Origin of the sequence: Streptomyces xiaopingdaonensis, assembly GCF_000262345.1 — a bacterium.
Classification (GTDB): Bacteria; Actinomycetota; Actinomycetes; order Streptomycetales; family Streptomycetaceae; genus Streptomyces; species Streptomyces xiaopingdaonensis.
Genome location: NZ_AJTQ01000359.1, coordinates 1 through 16,840 on the forward strand (window position 1 = coordinate 1; position 16,840 = coordinate 16,840).

A 16,840-nucleotide genomic window follows, 5' to 3' on the forward strand; every position below is an offset into this window, starting at 1 on the left:
AACTCCCGCGCGGCGTACCGGTTACGGCTCCCCGGCACCCGTCCACCCCGGCGGCGGAATCGGCGCCCCCGGCAACCGGACGACGGCCTCCGTGCCCCCGCCCGGGGCCGCCCTCAACCGCACCTCGCCCCCCGCCTGCTCCACCGCCCGCTGCACGATCGAGAGCCCGAGCCCCGACCCGGGCATGCTCCGCGCGGACGGAGAACGCCAGAACCGGTCGAACACGTAAGGGAGTTCTTCCTCGGCAACCCCGGCCCCGTGGTCGCGCACGAGCAGGACGCCCTCGTCGAGCGAGACCTCCACCGTGCTGCCTTCCGGACTGAACTTGATCGCGTTGTCGAGCAGGTTGACCACCGACCGTTCGATCCCCGCCGGCTCCGCCCGCACGTACCACGGCTGCCACCGCGCAACGACCTCCACCGAAGCCGCACGCAGCCGCACCCTCTCCACGGCACGCTCGACGGCCTCGTGGAGCGCCACCACACCGGTCCGCGCCGCCTGCTCGGGGGCGGGCGCGGCGAGTTCGCGGAGATCCCCGATGAGCGTGTTGAGCTCCGTCATCTGCGCGGTGAGCGAGGCGAGGAGTTCCCTGCGGTCGTCGGGACGCAGCGGGCGCCCCGTCTCCTCGCTCCGGGCGAGGAGTTCGACGTTGGTGCGCAGGGAGGTGAGCGGCGTGCGCAGCTCGTGCCCGGCGTCGGCGATGAGCTGGCGCTGGAGTTCACGCGAGGAGGCGAGAGCCTCCGTCATCGAGTTGAACGAACGGGAGAGCCGTGCGACCTCGTCGTCGCCCTCCACGGGAATGCGGACGGTGAGGTCCTCCGTCCTCGCCACGTGCTCGACGGCGCCGGTGAGCCGGTCGACGGGCCGCAGCCCCGCCCGCGCCAGCACGACGCCCGCACCCGCGGCGGCGAGCACCCCGGCTCCCCCGACCGCGGCGAGGAAGAGCGCCAGCCGGTTGAGCGACTCGTCGGTCTCGGTGAGGGGACGGGCGAGCGAGACGGCGAGGCTGGTGCCGGGCACGGGTGTCGTGTGGACGCGGTAGTCGGCGCCGTCGCCGCTCTGCGCGTCGTGGAGGGATTCGTGCGACCGGCGCCGTGCGACGTCGGTGTCGTCCTGCGTGACGTCGAGCTCCTCGCCGACGAGGACGCAACTGTTCCCCGCCTCGTCGACGGCTTGCACGGTCGCACCGAAGGGGTTCGGCGCCTTGGTGTCCGGCGGCGTGCACTGCCCGGAGCGCACCTGGTCGACGACGGTCTCGGGGGAGACGGCCGTCGTACGCAGCGAGTCGTCAAGGGAGTTGACGAGCTGCGCCCGTACGAGGAACCAGCAGGCGGCGGCGGACGCGGCGACGGCGAGCGCCACGGTGAGCGCCGCGAGCGTCGCGAGCCGCGCACGGAGCGGGCGCCCTCTCCCGAACGGCACCCACCGGAGCACGCGCCGCAGCGCGCCCGAACCGGCCGGCGCCGGACCGGGGTCGGGCACATCGGGCGCGGCGCCGTAGCGGTCCTCTTCCGCCCCCGGGGCGCCCGAGCCGCCGGGCGCCGACGGGGGCGCGCCCTCCCCGCGCTCGCCGTCGCTCACCCGAGCCCCTCGCGCAGCACGTACCCCACCCCGCGCACGGTGTGCACGAGCCGCGGTTCGCCCCCGGCCTCCGTCTTGCGGCGCAGGTACATCACGTACACGTCGAGGGAGTTGGAGGCCGGCTCGAAGTCGAACCCCCAGACGGCCTGGAGGATCTGTTCCCGCGTCAGGACCTGCCTCGGGTGGGAGAGGAACATCTCCAGCAGGGTGAACTCCGTGCGCGTCAGCTCGACGGAGCGGCCGTCCCGGGTGACCTCGCGCGTCCCGAGGTCCATCCGCAGCCCTCCGAAGGAGAGTGTCTCGGGCGCGGCCGCGCCCGCCGCCGCCTGCTCCTCCGCGTACGAGCGCCGACGGAGCAACGCGCGGACGCGCGCCAGGAGTTCGTCGAGCTCGAAGGGCTTGACGAGGTAGTCGTCGGCGCCCGCGTCGAGCCCGGTGACCCGGTCGCCGACGGTGTCACGGGCCGTCAGCATCAGCACCGGCACCCGTTCGCCCGCGCTCCGCAGGCGCCGCGCGGCGGTGAGGCCGTCCATCAGCGGCATCAGCACGTCGAGGACGACGAGGTCGGGGAGGTCGGCGCGGTCGGCCCTGGCAGACCGCGCCGGCGGCTCCTCGACGCCCATGCACTGGAGCGCCTCGTGCCCGTCGGCTGCCGTCTCCGTGCGGTATCCCTCGAACTCCAGGCTGCGGCGCAGGGCTTCGCGCACCGCCGGCTCGTCGTCGACGATGAGAATCTTCGCGGCTGCCATGGGGACAGCCTCCCACCGCGGCAGCAGCGGCTGACTCACCCCTGGCCGCGCAGGTCGCCGAGGAGCTTCTCCACGTCGTCGACCGGGATCGCAAACCCGAGCCCGACGCTCCCCGACGAGGCGCCCGCGGACTCCCCGGACGACGAACCGGCCGCATACATCGCCGAGTTGATGCCGACGACCTTCCCCGACATGTCGACGAGCGCCCCGCCGGAGTTGCCGGGGTTGAGCGAGGCGTCGGTCTGGATCGCCTTGTACGTCGTCGTCGACCCGCCGACGCCGCCGTTGTACTCGCCGCCGCCGAACTCGAACGGCCAGTGCTCCTGCCCGCTCCGCTCCCCCTCCGAGCCCTTAGGGACCGTCACCTCGCGGTCCTTGGCCGAGACGATGCCGCTGGTCACGGTCCCCGAGAGGCCCTCGGGCGAGCCGATCGCGACGACCTGGTCGCCGACGCCGAGCGCGTCCGAGTCGCCGAGTTCGACGGGCTCGTAGTCGCCGTCCCCCTCCGCTTCGAGAAGGGCGAGGTCGTGGTCGGCGTCGGTGCCGACGACCTCGGCCGTCTCGGTCCGGCCGCCCTCGAAAGTGACCTCGACCCGATCGGTACCGGAAACGACGTGGTTGTTGGTCAGCATCTCGCCGCCCTCACTGATCACCACCCCGGAACCGGTGGACTGCCCTCCGGAGCCGGACGCCTTGATCTCCACCACCCCCGACCGAACCGACTCCGCCACCTCGGAGACGCCGCCGACGGACGAGGCGTTGTCCCCGGAGGCCACGGGAGCCGCAGCCGAGGACCCGCCGTCGCCGACGAGCTGCTGGAGCCCGACGGCTGCTGCCCCACCGACCGTCGCCGCGCCGACGGCGACGGCGGCGAGGAGCGCGATCGGGCGGCGCCTCCTGCGCCGGGCGTGCGCCGCTTCCCCGAAGGGCGCGTATCCGGGCGGCGGCTCCGCGTCACCGCCTGCCGACGGGGACAGCGCCGTCGTGGACTGCTCGTCGAACGGGGGCTGCTGGCGGGCCTGATGCCCGAACTCGTGTGCACTCATACGACCGAGCCTGCGGCGCGTCCATGAGAACCGGCTGAAGACGCCCTGAAAAACCGCGAAGTACTCCACCGCCCGGCCGGAGCCCCGGGACGGGCCAGCCTCAGAGCGCTTGCCGCGGCCCGCCGCTCGGCGCCGGGCACCCGCACGACCTGCGCACCACGAGCCCCGAGGGGAACTGGCGCACCCGCCCCTTGCCCGTGGTTCCGCCCCCGCGGGCACCGGGAACGCGCAACGAGTCGTCGAGGACGAGATCGACGGCGGCCTTCGCCATCGCCTCGCGGTCGGAGCCGACGGTGGTGAGCGGCGGATCGGTGAGCGCCGCCTCCTTCACGTTGTCGAAGCCGATCACGGCGAGGTCCTGCGGCACCTCCAGGCCCAGCTCCCGTGCGGCACGCAGGACGCCGATCGCCTGGTCGTCGGTGGAGCAGAAGAGCGCCGTCGGGCGATCCTCGCGTGCGAGCAGGTCGAGGGCGAGTAGGTAGGTGTCGTAGCGGTTGTACGGAGCCTGGAAGAGGCGGCCCTCGGTGGAGCATCCCGCCTCGGCCATCGCACGCTGCCACCCCTCGACGTGGTCGGTGACCGGGTCGCCCTGCGGGGGCGTCGAGTCGATGCCGCCGAGGCAGGCGACGTACTCGTGGCCGTGCTCCAGCAGGTGCCGGGTGGCGAGTTGGGCGCCCCCCGTGTCGTCGAGGACGACGGCGACGTCGTCGATCGCCTCGGGACGGCGATGGAGGAGGACGACGCGGGCGTCCCAGGCGTCGATCTCGGTGGCGGCGCGCTCGCTCGGCCCCTGGCTGATGAGGATCAGCCCGGAGACGCGCATCCCGAGGAAGGCGCGGAGGTAGTGCACCTCGCGGCCGTCGAGGTAGTCGGAGTTGCCGACGAGGACCATCTTTCCGCGCTCGGCCGCGGCCTGTTCGACGGCGTGTGCCATCTCGGCGAAGAACGGCTGACGGGCGTCCGGCACGACCAGGCCGATCAGATCCGTCCGGCGCGAGGCCATCGCCTGCGCGACCCGGTCGGGCCGGTACCCCAGCTCCTGGATGGCCGCGAGGACGCGCTCCTTCGTGGCCGGCGCGACGGGCCTCGGACCGTCATTGATCACATAGCTGACGACCGCGGTCGAGGTCCCCGCCAGTCTTGCCACGTCGTCTCGCGTCACCTTGGCCACTCGGCCAGTCTACGCGGGATGCGTCATCCCTTCGCCCTGCGTGCGGACGCCTGTTCGGCGTCCGGCCCGGCCTCCTCGACGGCCTCCTTTGCGAGCTGCGCCGCGGCCTCCGCGACCGTTCCGCCACCGGCCGCCGGCCGCCGGCCCGCCGCCTTCTCCCCCTTCTCGGGCGTGACGAAGCGATAGCCGACGTTGCGCACCGTACCGATGAGCGACTCGTGTTCGGGCCCGAGTTTGGCGCGAAGCCGCCGCACGTGGACGTCGACGGTACGGGTGCCGCCGAAGTAGTCGTACCCCCAGACCTCCTGGAGCAGTTGGGCGCGCGTGAAGACCCGCCCGGGGTGCTGGGCGAGGTACTTCAGCAGCTCGAACTCCTTGAAGGTGAGGTCGAGGGTGCGGCCCTTGAGCTTGGCGCTGTAGGTGGCCTCGTCGACGGAGAGGTCGCCGTTGCGGATCTCGGCAGGGCCCTCGTCGACGGCGATCTGCCTGCGGCCCATCGCCAACCGGAGTCTCGCCTCCACCTCGGCGGGGCCGGCCGTGTCGAGCAGGACGTCGTCGACGCCCCACTCCGCCGTGACGGCCGCGAGACCGCCCTCGGTGACGATCAACAGCAGCGGGCTGCCGGGGCCCGTCGAGCGCAGGAGCTGGCAGAGCGACCTCACCTGCGGAAGGTCCCGCCGGCCGTCGACGAGGATCACGTCGGATTCGGGGGCGTCGACGAGCGCGGGACCCTCGGCGGGCACGACGCGGACATTGTGCAGCAGCAGGCCCAGTGCGGGGAGGACCTCGGTGGACGGCTGGACGGCATTGGTCAGGAGCAGCAGCGAACTCATGCGCGGGCGCCCTCCCCGTGGCTCGTATGGTGTGCGGTCCCGCGGTCGCGGGTCGATGCGTTTCGCTTGCCCATCGGGGTCCCTTCCCCGGCCCCTTCGAAGAGGGGCCGCCCAGGCGGAGATCTGGGGTTCGGCTGCACTGCTTCGTACTCGTCGCCGCTCACGGGGCGCAGGTGAACCGGCGTCCATTTTATGCCGCTTCGGCGCGGTACCGCCCAGGAGGAGCGTCCTCCCGGAAAGCACAAAAGGACCCGGGGGCGACGCTGCCCGAGTCCTTCTGCCGAGCAGAATAGCGGACATGGACGACGCAGCCGAGTGTGAGATCGATCGCCTTCGCAGCGAACCGGCCACGGAGCGTGGCGACTTGCCGCCCTCCGCACCGCCTCCGCGGCTGCGCCGCCGGCTCGTCACCGCGGACGGCGTCGGCATCGAGGCCGCGTACGCAGGCCGCTCGGACCACGTGCACGCGCCGCCCGCGCTCGTCCTCGCGCACGGCTTCACCGGCGCCCTCGACCGCCCGGCTCTGGCCAGGGCCGCACGGCTGCTCTCCCGGTACGCCTCCGTCGTCACCTTCTCCTTCCGGGGACACGGGCGCTCCGGCGGCCGCTCCACCGTCGGCGACCTGGAGGTCCACGACCTCGCAGCGGCCGTCGCCTGGGCCCGCGAGCTCGGCCACGAGCGGGTGGCGACCGTGGGCTTCTCGATGGGTGGTTCGGTGGTGCTGCGCCACGGGGCGCTCGTCGACGCCGACGAGCGCACGGGCGCGGACGCCGTCGTGGCCGTGAGCGCCCCCGCGCGCTGGTACTACCGCGGCACCCCCTCGATGCGGCGGCTGCACTTCGCCATCCAGCACCCACTGGGCCGGCTCGTCTCCCGGTACGGACTCGGGACACGCGTCCGCGCCGGCGACTGGGACCCCGTGCCGCTCCCGCCCGTCGCCGCGGCCCCGCTCGTCGCGCCGACCCCGCTGCTCCTCGTCCACGGCGACCGCGACCCCTACTTCCCGCTCGACCACCCCTGCTCCCTCGCGGAGGCCGCCTCCCCCGACCACACGGAACTGTGGATCGAACCCGACTTCGGCCACGCGGAGAACGCGGCGTCCGCCCCCCTCCTGCACCGCATCGGGGAGTGGACGACGCTGCAGACCGCAGCGGGACCACGGGCGGATGCGGCGGCCGCTTCCCGGAGGGGCCATGATGGGCGCCCGCGCACCGACGCGGCCCCGGGCAACCACACGGACTGAGAGGGACGACCATGCCGAGCGGCACGATCCGCTACTGGGCGGCGGCGAAGGCCGCCGCCGGCACCGCGGAGGAGCGGTACGAGGCGGCGACGCTCGCCGCCGCGCTCGACGGCGCCCGCGCCCACCGCAGCGACCGGCCGGAGTTCGCGCGGGTGCTGCTGCGCTGCTCGTTCCTGGTCGACGGGGAGCAGGTGGGCGCCCGCCCGCACGAAAGCGTCGAGCTGCGCGAGGGCAGCACCGTAGAGGTCCTCCCGCCGTTCGCCGGAGGTGCCCGATGACCGGCCACCCGCACCCCGGACCGCTCCCGCCCGAGGGCGGGCCGCAGGGCGCGGTCACCGTCCCGCAGGCGCCGGACACGACCTCCAACGCGGCGCCGCCGCAACCGCGTTCGGGCGGACGCCACGTCGCGCCGCGTACGCCGGGGGCGCCCGGCTCGCCGCTGATCGCGCCGGGCATCGCGTCGGCGCTGTGCACCGCCGGGCTCGCGGCGCTGCTCGCCGCGGGGGCGCAGCCGGGGCTGCCCGCGCTCGCCGTCGCCGTCGTGCTGCTGCAGGCCGTGACGGCGGCCGGCTGGTACCGGCTCAACGGGATGTGGCCGGCGCGCCAGGGGATCGCTCTCGTCTTCCTCTCCGCGCTCGTCGCGGACGGCGGGTTGCTCCTCGCCGGTGCCGAGCGGGCGCCGCTCGTCATCCTCGGGACGCTCGGCGTGTGGCTGCTCCTCGCGCTCGCCGCACGGCTGCGCGACCGGTCGGGACCCGACGAACGCCTCTACGCGCTCACGGCCGACTGCACCGCGACCGTCGTCACCCTGCTCGTCTCCGGATACCTGCTCGCTCCGCGGGACGCCGTCGTCGTCACGGTGATCGCCGTAGCGGGCACGGCGGTTGTGCGTGCCGTGGTGCCGGGGATCGCCGGGGTCCCGGTCGCCCTTCTCGCCGGTGCGGCCGCCGGCTGGGGCATCGGTGAGCTGACGGGCATGGGGGCGCTCGGTGCGGCGCTCGGGCTCGCGGTGGGGATCGCGGCGCTCCTCGGGCTGCGGGTGGCGAGCTACGACTTCCCGTCGCGGTTCGTCCACATGACGGCCGGGGTGGCGCTGCCGCTCGCCTTCGCCGCGCCCGTCGCGCACTTCCTCGGCTCCGTGCTCGGCTGAGCGCTCGGCCGACCGGGGAGCGTCGCGCGGTGTCATCGGCTCCCTGACCCGCGTGTCCGCCGGCTCGGTTACGCTCGCGGCAGCCGAGAGTATGGGGGAAGCAACCGCGATGCGCGCACTTCGCATAGTCCTCGTCGTCCTCGTGGTCCTGGCAGGACTCGCCGTCGGGGCCGACCGCCTGGCGGTGAACCTCGCCGAGGACGAGGCCGCCGACAAGGTCCGGGAGCAGATCGAGGGGCACGAGTCGGTCGAGGGCAACGTCGACACCTCCGTCTCGATCAACGGATTCCCCTTTCTCACGCAGCTCGCCTCGCGAGAGTTCGGCGACGTCGAGTTCGGGCTCAAGGGGCTCACGACGGGGACGGACGACCGCAAGATCACCATCTCCAAGGTCGACGTCCACGGCGAACAGGTCCGCACCAACAGCGACTACAGCGAGGTGACGGCGGACCGCGCCCGCGGCGAGGCGCTCATCAAGTACGACGACCTCTCCTCCGCCGCCGGCGATGGCACAAGCGTCGCCTGGGCCGGCAAGGACGACCCCGAGAAGGTGAAGATCACCAAGAAGGTCCCCGTGGTCGGCTCCGTGACGGTGATCAGCTCGGCGACGATAAAGGGCAAGCACACCGTCCGCCTCAACGCCGACGAGATAAAGGGCGAGGGCCCGCTCGGCATGGCCAAGGGCGTCCTCGACCGCCTCGTCCGCGACCGGATCGACGACGACTGGGACTTCGACGCCCTCCCCTCCGAACTCAAGCTGGAGGAGGCCCGCCCCACCGAGGAGGGCATCGTGGTGACCCTCAGCGGCAAGGACGTGAAGTTCACGGGGTAGGACGGTTGATGGGCCGGGTCGGCTGCTGCGGGAACTCTTCGCTGCCGGGGCAGAGTTGGTCGTGGCAGCGGGCTGGGTGAGCTGCTCGCGTCGGGAGGTGGGTGGGCTTCTGTCCTCTGTTGCGTATTGCCGGATTCTGCGGAAGTTGCTTGGGGGCGGTTTCCCGGCCGATGAAGACGCAGGTCGCGGAGGGTGCTCCCCGCGCGTGCGGGGGTGGTCCCTCCGCCCAGGTGGTGTGGCGGTTGAAGCCGAGGTGCTCCCCGCGCGTGCGGGGGTGGTCCCAGTCTGCGGTTTGGCGGGGACGGGTGCCTGTAGTGCTCCCCGCGCGTGCGGGGGTGGTCCCTTGGCAGGACGGCAGTTGACCGGGAGTGCGGTGTGCTCCCCGCGCGTGCGGGGGTGGTCCCCGCCGCCACGGCGCAGATCATCCGCGCCGACGGTGCTCCCCGCGCGTGCGGGGGTGGTCCCAAGGCGGGCGGCGTCGAGACGAACACGATGAAGTGCTCCCCGCGCGTGCGGGGGTGGTCCCCTCGGGGCCTCGATCACCTCCCCACAAGGGGAGTGCTCCCCGCGCGTGCGGGGGTGGTCCCGGCGTCACCGCCGCGACGAGGTCGGCGATGGGGTGCTCCCCGCGCGTGCGGGGGTGGTCCCAGGACGTCGGCCACGGCCGGTCACCCCACATCGTGCTCCCCGCGCGTGCGGGGGTGGTCCCTCAACGGCGTCGAGTACGACTTCACCTGCGAAGTGCTCCCCGCGCGTGCGGGGGTGGTCCCAGCGCGGTTCCGACCTGGGGCCGTGCTCGGTCGTGCTCCCCGCGCGTGCGGGGGTGGTCCCGCCGCCGGCGAGACGACGAGCGCCGGGCCGGAGTGCTCCCCGCGCGTGCGGGGGTGGTCCCACCCGTGAAGGCGGGTGTTGGTGACCATGTGCGTGCTCCCCGCGCGTGCGGGGGTGGTCCACCAGCTCACGCCCTTCGTCATGCTCGGCGTCCGTGCTCCCCGCGCGTGCGGGGGTGGTCCCGATGCGGCAGAAGATGCAGTCCACGGCTCGCTGTGCTCCCCGCCCGTGCGGGGATGGACCCTGCTGCTCGGCGCGGTCGTATAGCTCGGCGGCATACTCCCCGCGCATGGCCGGGGATGACCCCTCGTCGCGGATTACCTCCGCGCCCCCCAGGTGCTCCCCGCCCGTGCGAGGAGCACCCCAACCAGCAAGCTCTCGACGCGAGTCGACCCCAACGGAGTCACCCACCGCAACGTCCCACTGCGCGAGACGCCCCGTCCGGATGCCAGGGACAGAAGGCCCCGGACTCCCCCGCGGACCCCGGCAGCGCAATCCGACGCGTATCCACGTCTCAAATCCCGGCCAAGAAATTCTCACCATCCGGATCGCCGGTGACACGGTCCCCACTCTCTCCTTACGATCGGAGCCATGAAGCCACAGGCGGACCTCACCAAACGACGGGCGGTCGATCTCTGCCGCGTCGCCGCCATGCTCTGTTCCGCGGCCCGCTGATCGGCCGCAGCCGACCGCGCCCGCAGCCCGTCGCAGACGTCCGCAAGCGGGCGGACCCGCGACCGGCGTGATGTCGAGCGGAAGCGGCGTCGATCCCGCAACCCGGCGCTTCCGGGCGGTCCGCCGCACCCACGACCGTGCGGGCCCGTCCGGCTGCGCATCCCGTCGCCCGAGGCGGCGGCGGACTCCACCGCTCCACCCCCTCAAGTCCTCAGGAGACAGCATGAGCCGCAGCGAGGTCCTCGTCGACGCCGACTGGGTCGAGGCCCGCATCGACGACCCGAAGACCGTCATCGTCGAGGTGGACGAGGACACCTCCGCCTACGACAAGAACCACATCAAGAACGCCGTCCGGATCGACTGGAAGCAGGATCTCCAGGACCCGGTCCGCCGCGACTTCGTCGACCAGGCCGGCTTCGAGAAGCTCCTCTCCGCCAAGGGCATCGCCAACGACGACACCGTCGTCCTCTACGGCGGCAACAACAACTGGTTCGCGGCGTACGCCTACTGGTACTTCAAGCTCTACGGGCACGAGGACGTGCGGCTCCTCGACGGCGGCCGCAAGAAGTGGGAGCTCGACTCGCGCGACCTGGTCGCCGAGGTGCCCGAGCGCCCGGCCACGCAGTACAGGGCGCAGCCGCAGGACTCCTCGATCCGCGCCTTCCGCGACGAGGTCGTCGACGCCATCGGCAGCAAGAACCTCGTCGACGTCCGCTCGCCCGACGAGTTCAGCGGCAAGCTGCTCGCGCCGGCGCACCTGCCGCAGGAGCAGTCGCAGCGTCCGGGCCACGTGCCCTCGGCGCGGAACATCCCGTGGTCGAAGTCGGCCAACGACGACGGCACCTTCAAGTCCGACGAGGAGCTGAAGGAGCTCTACGAGGACGCGGGCGTCGACCTCGGCAAGGACACCATCGCGTACTGCAGGATCGGCGAGCGCTCCGCGCACACCTGGTTCGTCCTGCACGAGCTGCTCGGCCAGCCCAACGTCAAGAACTACGACGGCTCCTGGACCGAGTACGGCTCCCTCATCGGCGTCCCGGTCGCGGTCGGCACTGAGGACTGAGCAACCGGCGGCCCGCGCCCCGCGGGCCGCCGGACCCACCGCGGCCACGAAGAGAGAGGCTTCACCCCCATGTGCGGAGCGCAGGCAGGCGGGCCCGACCCGTCCACCGCCAAGCCCGGAGAGACCACGATCCAGGGCAACGTGACCAAGGACGGCGAGCCCGTCACCGGTTACGTCCGACTTCTCGACGCCACAGGCGAGTTCACCGCCGAGGTACCCACCTCGGCCACGGGACAGTTCCGCTTCTACGCGGCCGAGGGCACCTGGACGGTGCGCGCGCTCGTCCCTGGCGGGACGGCGGAGCGCCGGGTCGTGGCCGAGCAGGGCGGCCTCGCCGACGTCGCCATCGCGGTCTGACGCGGCTGCGCCGAGGGCGGCGCCCCACGGGTTGGACGCCTGGGGCGGCGCCCCACGGGTTGGACGCCTGGGGCGCCGCCCTCGGCGCGCGTCACCCGCGCCCGCGCGCGGGCCGGGGCGCGCGGTCGCGAACTGCCGTACATGCAAGGGCGCGTGAGCCGCGGGGGCCCGCTCCGGCCGTAGGCTGGGCCGCATGGCTGAGACCCCCCCTCCCGCCGCCGGCGGCAAGAAGCTCGTGATCAAGGTGACGGCAGGCGCGGACGCCCCCGAGAGGTGCTCGCAGGCGTTCACGGTCGCCGGCGTCGCCGCGGCGAGCGGGATCGAGGTCTCGCTGTGGCTGACGGGCGAGTCGGCGTGGTTCGCCCTGCCGGGCCGGGCGGCCGAGTTCGAACTCCCGCACGCGGCACCGCTCCCCGACCTGATCGCCGGCATCCAGGCGGGCGGCCGGATCACCCTGTGCACCCAGTGCGCAGCCCGCCGCGGCATCGTGGAGGCGGACGTGCTCGACGGCGTCCGGATCGCCGGCGCTCAGGTGTTCGTCGCCGAGGCGACGGCCGACGGGGCACAGGCGCTCGTCTACTGACCCGTACGCGGACGACGGCTCCAGCACGCGGCGGTGCCCCGCCTGCCGGGGCTCGCAGAGCCGAGCCGAAAGGCCGCTACTAGACTGCGGACGTCCGCCCACGTCCGTGGAACAACTGCACCGCCCAAGGGAGAGCCACCGTGCTTGAGGCATTCTTCACCGCTCTGATGGTCCTGGTCTGCGTCGGGACCGTCGCCTTCGCCGGCCTCACCCTCAAGAAGCTCTTCCAGGGCCAGCGCTGAGAAGGCGCTCGCAGCCGTCCCTGCCGCTCCCACAGAACGACTGAGTTCCCATGATCGAGATCCCGTCCGACCTCCACCCGGGCCTCGTCCCGCTCGCCTTCCTCCTCGGCGACTGGACAGGCGCCGGCGTCGCCGAGTTCCCCGGCGAGGAGAAGTGCAACTTCGGCCAGGAGGCCAGCTTCCGCCACGACGGGCGCGACTTCCTCGAGTACACCTCGCACAGCTGGGTGCTGAACGACGAGGGCGAGAAGGTGCGTCCGCTGGAGACCGAGACCGGCTACTGGCGGATCGACGCAGGGCGCCAGGTCGAGGTCGTCATGGTCCGCGACCAGGGCGTCGCCGAGGTCTGGTACGGCGAGCTCGCCGACCAGAAGCCGCAGATCGACCTCGCCACCGACGCCATCGCGCGGACCGCCTCGGCGGGCGAGTACAGCGGGGGCAAGCGCCTTTACGGCTACGTCAAGGGCGAGCTTCTCTGGGTGGGCGAGAAGTCCACCCCGCAGGTGCCGCTCCGCCCGTACATGTCGGCCCAGCTGAAGAAGGCCGTCGACCCGAGCCAGTGGGCGAAGGACCTCGGGGACCTGCCGGACGACGGGATCGCCTTCTTCAAGTGATCCCTGGGCCGCTCGCAGCGTCCGGGCGGTCCTGTCGCGCACCGAACCCTCTTACACTGGCAGCGTGGCAACCACCGACTGGCAGAGCGATCTCCGAGCGCGCGGGTACCGGCTCACCCCGCAGCGCCAGCTCGTGTTGGAGGCCGTGGACAAGCTGGAGCACTCCACACCCGACGACATCCTCTCCGAGGTCCGCCGCACCGCCGGCGGCGTCAACATCTCCACGGTCTACCGCACGCTGGACCTGCTGGAGGAGCTCGGCCTCGTCTCCCATGCGCACCTGGGCCATGGCGCCCCGACCTACCACCTCGCCGACCGCCACCACCACATGCACCTGGTCTGCCGGGACTGCACCGAGGTGATCGAAGCGGACCTGGCGGTGGCCGAGCCGTTCGCGACGGCGCTGCGCGAGACCTTCGGCTTCGATACGGACATGCGGCACTTCGCGATCTTCGGGCGGTGCGCGGAGTGCGCACGCAAGGCCGCGGAGGAGCCGTCCGACGGTGCGGGCCCGGCGGCAACGTCGCAGGTCCCGGCGGGAGAAGGGGCCGACCGTCACTCGAAGACGGCCGGCCGCTCGTCGTAGGGTTGTCGTATGGCCTTCAACAGTCCGAGTCCGCTGCTCTCGCTGCCAGGCGCCGTCGCAGCCGAGGGCCCCGACGAAGGTGTCGCCGCGCACTACGGCGACCTCTTCAAGGAACAGCGCGCGCTCGCCGACGGCACCGGTTTCGTCGACCTCTCGCACCGCGGCGTGATCACCGTCTCGGGCGAGGACCGCCTCTCCTGGCTGCACCTGCTCCTCACCCAGCACGTGAGCGACCTGCCGAGCGGCCGCGCCACCGAGGCGCTGGTCCTCTCCGCGCACGGCCACATCGAGCACGCGCTGTCGCTCGTGGACGACGGTTCGACCGTCTGGGTCCACACCGAGCCGGGAGCGCAGGAGAGCCTGCTGGCGTACCTGGAGAGCATGCGGTTCTTCTACCGCGTCGAGATCGCCGACCGCACCGAGGAGTTCGCGGTCGTCCAGCTCCCCGCCGGCTCGATCGCCGAGCCACCGGAGGGCGCCACGGTGCGCGAGACGGCGTACGGGCGCGACCTCTTCCTGCCTCGCGCGGAGCTGCGCTCCTTCGCGGAGGCGTACGGGCCGCCGGCCGGCGTGCTCGCGCACGAGGCGCTGCGCGTCGAGGCGTACCGGCCGCGGATCGGGATGGAGACCGACCACCGCACGATCCCGCACGAGGTGGGGCTCATCGGCTCGGCCGTCCATCTCGACAAGGGGTGCTACCGCGGCCAGGAGACGGTCGCGCGGGTGCAGAACCTCGGGAAGCCGCCCCGGCGGCTGGTCTTCCTCCACCTCGACGGGAGCGAGGTCTCCGTCCCCGTGCACGGGGACGCGGTGCGCCTCGCCGAGGACGGCGAAGAGGGGCGCAAGCTCGGCTTCGTCACCACCTCCGCGCGCCACCACGAGCTGGGTCCGATCGCGCTCGCGCTGATCAAGCGGAACGTTCCGGTGGACGCCCGCCTCATCGCGGGGCCCGAGGCGACGGCGGCGGCCCAGGAGGTCGTCGTAGCGCCCTGAGCCGGTTGCGGCGCGTACGGTCCCGGACCGTACGCGCCGTTCTCATACCTCGAGCAGGACGGTGAACGGCCCGTCGTTGGTGAGCGAGACGCGCATGTCGGCGCCGAACCTGCCGGTGTGCACCTCGGCGCCCAACGCGCGCAGCGCGTCGGCGACTTCGTCGACGAGCGGCTCCGCGACGTGCCCCGGTGCCGCGGCGTTCCAGGTGGGGCGGCGGCCCTTGCGTGCGTCACCGTAGAGAGTGAACTGGCTGACGACGAGGAGCGGCGCTCCGGTGTCGGAACAGGACTTCTCGCCGTGCAGAATGCGCACCGTCCATAGCTTCCTGGCCAGTTGGGCAGCTTTGGCCGAAGTGTCCTCATGTGTGACGCCGACGAGGACGCACAGGCCCTCACCGGCGAACTCTCCCACCGTCGCGCCGTCCGCGACGACGCTCGCGCCGTCGACTCGCTGTACCACCGCTCGCATTCGGCCATCATGCAACGCACTCCGGGGGCGCGGAGGCACGGGGGGCGCGCTGCCGCCGTATGGGTGCCGCAGCCTGCGGCGGGCAGTGATGGAGTGGCACGATGCGGTGACGCGGCGCGAACGGCTGCTGCCGCGCAAGGGGATGAGGGGACACCAGCCCATGAGCACAACCGGAGCCGGCAGGACGCCCAGCGGTGTACCGACGGCCCGCACCGGCACGATTCCCGGCGACACCCGCGCGAGCGGACCGGTCAGCGCCGGCTCGGTCGCACCAGGCGCGAGCGGCCCGGGCAGCGCACCTTCCGAGGACGCCCCCGACGTGCGCTCCCTGCACCTGCCCGAAGTGCGCCGGCTGCGCCGCGCGGCACAGCAGGACGAGGCGGACCTCAGCTATCTCCGCCGCCTCCTCCAGGGCCGGATCGACATCCTCGCCGCCGAGTTGGCCCGCCGCAGCGAGCCAGGCTCCCGCCTGCTCGACCAGCTCCCGCAGATCCTCACCGACACCCCCTCCGCCCACCGCACCTCGGCTCGCCACGTGACGCTGCGCGCGCCGCGCGGCGAGGAGTACCGCAAGCTCGCCGAAGAGATGCTCTCCGAGGTGGAGTTGAGCGACCTCGCGGCCCGTACGGACGCGGAGCTCCGGGAGGCACTGGAGCGTCTGGTCCAGCGGGAGCAGCGGGTCTCGCAGCGCAGGCAGTCGCTCCAGCGGACGGCCGACGGGTGCAGCAGGGAGATCGCGCGCCGTTATCGCGAGGGCGAGGCGCAGGTGGACGACCTGCTCTCCTGAGGCCGCGCACCTCGCCGTTGGGCGGCGGGTCCAGGATGGTGGGGTAGCCGAACCGTCGAAGGGTGCGCCGATGTCCACTTCCCCGTCCTCCGTCCTCCTCGCCGAGGTCGTCCGCTCCGACTGGGTCGAGGGGCGGCACCGGGGCTCGGCCGTGGTGCTCGGTGCCGACGGGAGCGTGGAGCGGGAGTGGGGCGATCCGGGGGCGCCCGTCTTCCCGCGGTCGGCGAACAAGCCCTTCCAGGCCGCCGGGGTGCTCAGCGCCGGCCTGCGGCTGGGGGGCAGGCGGCTGGCGTTGGGGGCGGCGAGCCACTCGGGCGAGCCGTTCCATCTGGAGCTGGTGGAGCGGATGTTGGCCGAGTACGGGCTCGCGGAGGAGCAGCTCGGCTGTCCTCCCGACCTCCCGCTCGACGCGGAGGAGGCGGAGCGCTTTCTCGCCGCGGGGCGGACACGCTCGAGGATCGCCATGAACTGCTCGGGCAAGCACACCGCGATGCTCGCCGTCTGCGCCGAGCGCGGTTGGCCGACGGAGGGGTACCTCGCCCCCGACCATCCCCTCCAGCGGGGCATCCGCGCGACCCTGGAGTCCGCCGCCCAGGAGCCCGTCGCGCACACCGGCGTCGACGGCTGCGGTGCCCCGCTCCTCGCCGTCTCCCTCACCGGCCTCGCACGCGCCTTCCGCACCCTCGCGACGGCCGACGCGGGCACCCCCGAGGGACGGGTGGCCGACGCGATGCGGGCGCACCCCGAGTACGTCGCGGGCACCCGCCGGCACGACACCTGGTTGATGCGCGAACTCCCGGGAGCCGTCAGCAAGATGGGCGCCGAGGGTGTGCAGGGCTTCGCGCTCCCCGACGGCCGCGCGCTCGCGTTCAAGGTGGACGACGGCGCCGCCCGCGCACTCGGCCCCGTGCTGGTGTCGCTGTTGCGGGGCGTCGGGGTCTCGGGCGAGGTGCTGGAGCGTGTGGAGCGCCAGCCGGTGTTCGGCGGCGGCGGGACGGTGGGCGAGGTGCGGGCCGTGGTGTGAAGGCGCGCGCGG

The 16,840-nt window shown here is 73.0% G+C and carries 19 protein-coding genes and 1 CRISPR repeat array; of the genes, 13 read left to right on the plus strand and 6 right to left on the minus strand.

Annotated features, from left to right (window positions below; genetic code table 11):
• Positions 1–21: 21 nt before the first annotated feature.
• The 5 genes from UWG_RS0127275 to UWG_RS0127295 all read right to left on the minus strand — a co-directional run bounded on the left by UWG_RS0127275 (position 22) and on the right by UWG_RS0127295 (position 5,380).
• On the minus strand, positions 22–1,581 hold the full coding sequence (locus UWG_RS0127275; RefSeq protein WP_016910368.1) for a HAMP domain-containing sensor histidine kinase: 1,560 nt from the start codon (positions 1,579–1,581) through the stop codon (positions 22–24).
• Positions 1,578–2,330, minus strand: a complete 753-nt coding sequence (locus UWG_RS0127280; protein ID WP_016910369.1) for a response regulator transcription factor — start codon at positions 2,328–2,330, stop codon at positions 1,578–1,580. Before UWG_RS0127280 ends, UWG_RS0127275 begins: the two co-directional genes overlap by 4 nt.
• A gap of 35 nt (positions 2,331–2,365) precedes the next feature.
• Positions 2,366–3,376, minus strand: a complete 1,011-nt coding sequence (locus UWG_RS0127285; RefSeq protein WP_016910370.1) for a S1C family serine protease — start codon at positions 3,374–3,376, stop codon at positions 2,366–2,368.
• A gap of 100 nt (positions 3,377–3,476) precedes the next feature.
• Positions 3,477–4,547 carry a LacI family DNA-binding transcriptional regulator gene (locus UWG_RS0127290; protein WP_016910371.1) on the minus strand — a complete coding sequence of 357 codons (1,071 nt, stop codon included), beginning with the start codon at positions 4,545–4,547 and terminating at the stop codon, positions 3,477–3,479.
• A 23-nt stretch (positions 4,548–4,570) separates the two neighbouring features.
• On the minus strand, positions 4,571–5,380 hold the full coding sequence (locus tag UWG_RS0127295) for a winged helix-turn-helix transcriptional regulator (protein WP_016910372.1): 810 nt from the start codon (positions 5,378–5,380) through the stop codon (positions 4,571–4,573).
• A 298-nt stretch (positions 5,381–5,678) separates the two neighbouring features.
• Between UWG_RS0127295 and UWG_RS0127300 the strand changes: the two genes are divergently transcribed.
• The 11 genes from UWG_RS0127300 to ygfZ all read left to right on the plus strand — a co-directional run bounded on the left by UWG_RS0127300 (position 5,679) and on the right by ygfZ (position 14,549).
• Positions 5,679–6,623 carry an alpha/beta hydrolase gene (locus UWG_RS0127300; protein ID WP_016910373.1) on the plus strand — a complete coding sequence of 315 codons (945 nt, stop codon included), beginning with the start codon at positions 5,679–5,681 and terminating at the stop codon, positions 6,621–6,623.
• Positions 6,624–6,634: 11 nt separating this feature from the next.
• Positions 6,635–6,901: a MoaD/ThiS family protein gene (locus UWG_RS0127305; protein ID WP_016910374.1), complete on the plus strand. Its 267-nt coding sequence runs from the start codon at positions 6,635–6,637 to the stop codon at positions 6,899–6,901.
• The gene (locus UWG_RS0127310) at positions 6,898–7,773 is read left to right on the plus strand and encodes a hypothetical protein (protein ID WP_016910375.1); all 876 of its coding nucleotides are present in this window, start codon (positions 6,898–6,900) and stop codon (positions 7,771–7,773) included. Before UWG_RS0127305 ends, UWG_RS0127310 begins: the two co-directional genes overlap by 4 nt.
• 109 nt (positions 7,774–7,882) lie before the next feature.
• Complete coding sequence (locus tag UWG_RS0127315) at positions 7,883–8,605, plus strand: LmeA family phospholipid-binding protein (RefSeq protein WP_016910376.1); 723 nt, start codon at positions 7,883–7,885, stop codon at positions 8,603–8,605.
• Between the two features lie 192 nt (positions 8,606–8,797).
• Positions 8,798–9,680: direct repeats of the CRISPR family, unit length 29 nt; unit sequence GTGCTCCCCGCGCGTGCGGGGGTGGTCCC.
• 347 nt (positions 9,681–10,027) lie between these two features.
• Positions 10,028–10,111 (plus strand): putative leader peptide, encoded by an 84-nt coding sequence (locus UWG_RS34355; RefSeq protein WP_420235649.1) that lies wholly within the window; start codon positions 10,028–10,030, stop codon positions 10,109–10,111.
• A 223-nt stretch (positions 10,112–10,334) separates the two neighbouring features.
• The gene (locus UWG_RS0127320; protein WP_016910377.1) at positions 10,335–11,174 is read left to right on the plus strand and encodes a sulfurtransferase; all 840 of its coding nucleotides are present in this window, start codon (positions 10,335–10,337) and stop codon (positions 11,172–11,174) included.
• A 69-nt stretch (positions 11,175–11,243) separates the two neighbouring features.
• Positions 11,244–11,531, plus strand: a complete 288-nt coding sequence (locus UWG_RS0127325; protein WP_016910378.1) for a DUF1416 domain-containing protein — start codon at positions 11,244–11,246, stop codon at positions 11,529–11,531.
• Positions 11,532–11,724: 193 nt separating this feature from the next.
• Positions 11,725–12,114, plus strand: a complete 390-nt coding sequence (locus UWG_RS0127330; RefSeq protein ID WP_016910379.1) for a DsrE family protein — start codon at positions 11,725–11,727, stop codon at positions 12,112–12,114.
• Positions 12,115–12,406: 292 nt separating this feature from the next.
• Positions 12,407–12,970: a heme-binding beta-barrel domain-containing protein gene (locus UWG_RS0127340; RefSeq protein WP_016910381.1), complete on the plus strand. Its 564-nt coding sequence runs from the start codon at positions 12,407–12,409 to the stop codon at positions 12,968–12,970.
• Positions 12,971–13,034: 64 nt separating this feature from the next.
• Positions 13,035–13,556 carry a Fur family transcriptional regulator gene (locus UWG_RS0127345; RefSeq protein WP_016910382.1) on the plus strand — a complete coding sequence of 174 codons (522 nt, stop codon included), beginning with the start codon at positions 13,035–13,037 and terminating at the stop codon, positions 13,554–13,556.
• 9 nt (positions 13,557–13,565) lie between these two features.
• Positions 13,566–14,549 carry a CAF17-like 4Fe-4S cluster assembly/insertion protein YgfZ gene (gene ygfZ / locus UWG_RS0127350; RefSeq protein WP_016910383.1) on the plus strand — a complete coding sequence of 328 codons (984 nt, stop codon included), beginning with the start codon at positions 13,566–13,568 and terminating at the stop codon, positions 14,547–14,549.
• Between the two features lie 42 nt (positions 14,550–14,591).
• On the opposite strand, the gene dtd is transcribed toward ygfZ, so the two are convergent.
• Positions 14,592–15,017 carry a D-aminoacyl-tRNA deacylase gene (dtd, locus tag UWG_RS0127355; protein WP_033196409.1) on the minus strand — a complete coding sequence of 142 codons (426 nt, stop codon included), beginning with the start codon at positions 15,015–15,017 and terminating at the stop codon, positions 14,592–14,594.
• 160 nt (positions 15,018–15,177) lie between these two features.
• Here dtd and UWG_RS0127360 point away from each other — a divergent pair, with 160 nt between their 5' ends.
• The gene (locus UWG_RS0127360) at positions 15,178–15,804 is read left to right on the plus strand and encodes an RsiG family protein (RefSeq protein WP_029391821.1); all 627 of its coding nucleotides are present in this window, start codon (positions 15,178–15,180) and stop codon (positions 15,802–15,804) included.
• Positions 15,805–15,874: 70 nt separating this feature from the next.
• Positions 15,875–16,828: an asparaginase gene (locus UWG_RS0127365; RefSeq protein WP_016910386.1), complete on the plus strand. Its 954-nt coding sequence runs from the start codon at positions 15,875–15,877 to the stop codon at positions 16,826–16,828.
• Positions 16,829–16,840: the final 12 nt, after the last annotated feature.

What these genes read in the sequence shown, in the direction of transcription:
- UWG_RS0127315 (WP_016910376.1), top strand. Translation starts at nt 7,883, where the DNA reads ATGCGCGCACTTCGCATAGTCCTCGTCGTCCTCGTGGTCCTGGCAGGA.
- UWG_RS0127325 (WP_016910378.1), top strand. Translation starts at nt 11,244, where the DNA reads ATGTGCGGAGCGCAGGCAGGCGGGCCCGACCCGTCCACCGCCAAGCCC.
- UWG_RS0127320 (WP_016910377.1), top strand. Translation starts at nt 10,335, where the DNA reads ATGAGCCGCAGCGAGGTCCTCGTCGACGCCGACTGGGTCGAGGCCCGC.
- UWG_RS0127300 (WP_016910373.1), top strand. Translation starts at nt 5,679, where the DNA reads ATGGACGACGCAGCCGAGTGTGAGATCGATCGCCTTCGCAGCGAACCG.
- UWG_RS0127340 (WP_016910381.1), top strand. Translation starts at nt 12,407, where the DNA reads ATGATCGAGATCCCGTCCGACCTCCACCCGGGCCTCGTCCCGCTCGCC.
- UWG_RS34355 (WP_420235649.1), top strand. Translation starts at nt 10,028, where the DNA reads ATGAAGCCACAGGCGGACCTCACCAAACGACGGGCGGTCGATCTCTGC.
- UWG_RS0127360 (WP_029391821.1), top strand. Translation starts at nt 15,178, where the DNA reads ATGAGCACAACCGGAGCCGGCAGGACGCCCAGCGGTGTACCGACGGCC.
- UWG_RS0127285 (WP_016910370.1), bottom strand. Translation starts at nt 3,376, where the DNA reads ATGAGTGCACACGAGTTCGGGCATCAGGCCCGCCAGCAGCCCCCGTTC.
- UWG_RS0127295 (WP_016910372.1), bottom strand. Translation starts at nt 5,380, where the DNA reads ATGAGTTCGCTGCTGCTCCTGACCAATGCCGTCCAGCCGTCCACCGAG.
- UWG_RS0127305 (WP_016910374.1), top strand. Translation starts at nt 6,635, where the DNA reads ATGCCGAGCGGCACGATCCGCTACTGGGCGGCGGCGAAGGCCGCCGCC.
- ygfZ (WP_016910383.1), top strand. Translation starts at nt 13,566, where the DNA reads ATGGCCTTCAACAGTCCGAGTCCGCTGCTCTCGCTGCCAGGCGCCGTC.
- UWG_RS0127330 (WP_016910379.1), top strand. Translation starts at nt 11,725, where the DNA reads ATGGCTGAGACCCCCCCTCCCGCCGCCGGCGGCAAGAAGCTCGTGATC.
- UWG_RS0127310 (WP_016910375.1), top strand. Translation starts at nt 6,898, where the DNA reads ATGACCGGCCACCCGCACCCCGGACCGCTCCCGCCCGAGGGCGGGCCG.
- UWG_RS0127365 (WP_016910386.1), top strand. Translation starts at nt 15,875, where the DNA reads ATGTCCACTTCCCCGTCCTCCGTCCTCCTCGCCGAGGTCGTCCGCTCC.
- UWG_RS0127280 (WP_016910369.1), bottom strand. Translation starts at nt 2,330, where the DNA reads ATGGCAGCCGCGAAGATTCTCATCGTCGACGACGAGCCGGCGGTGCGC.
- dtd (WP_033196409.1), bottom strand. Translation starts at nt 15,017, where the DNA reads ATGCGAGCGGTGGTACAGCGAGTCGACGGCGCGAGCGTCGTCGCGGAC.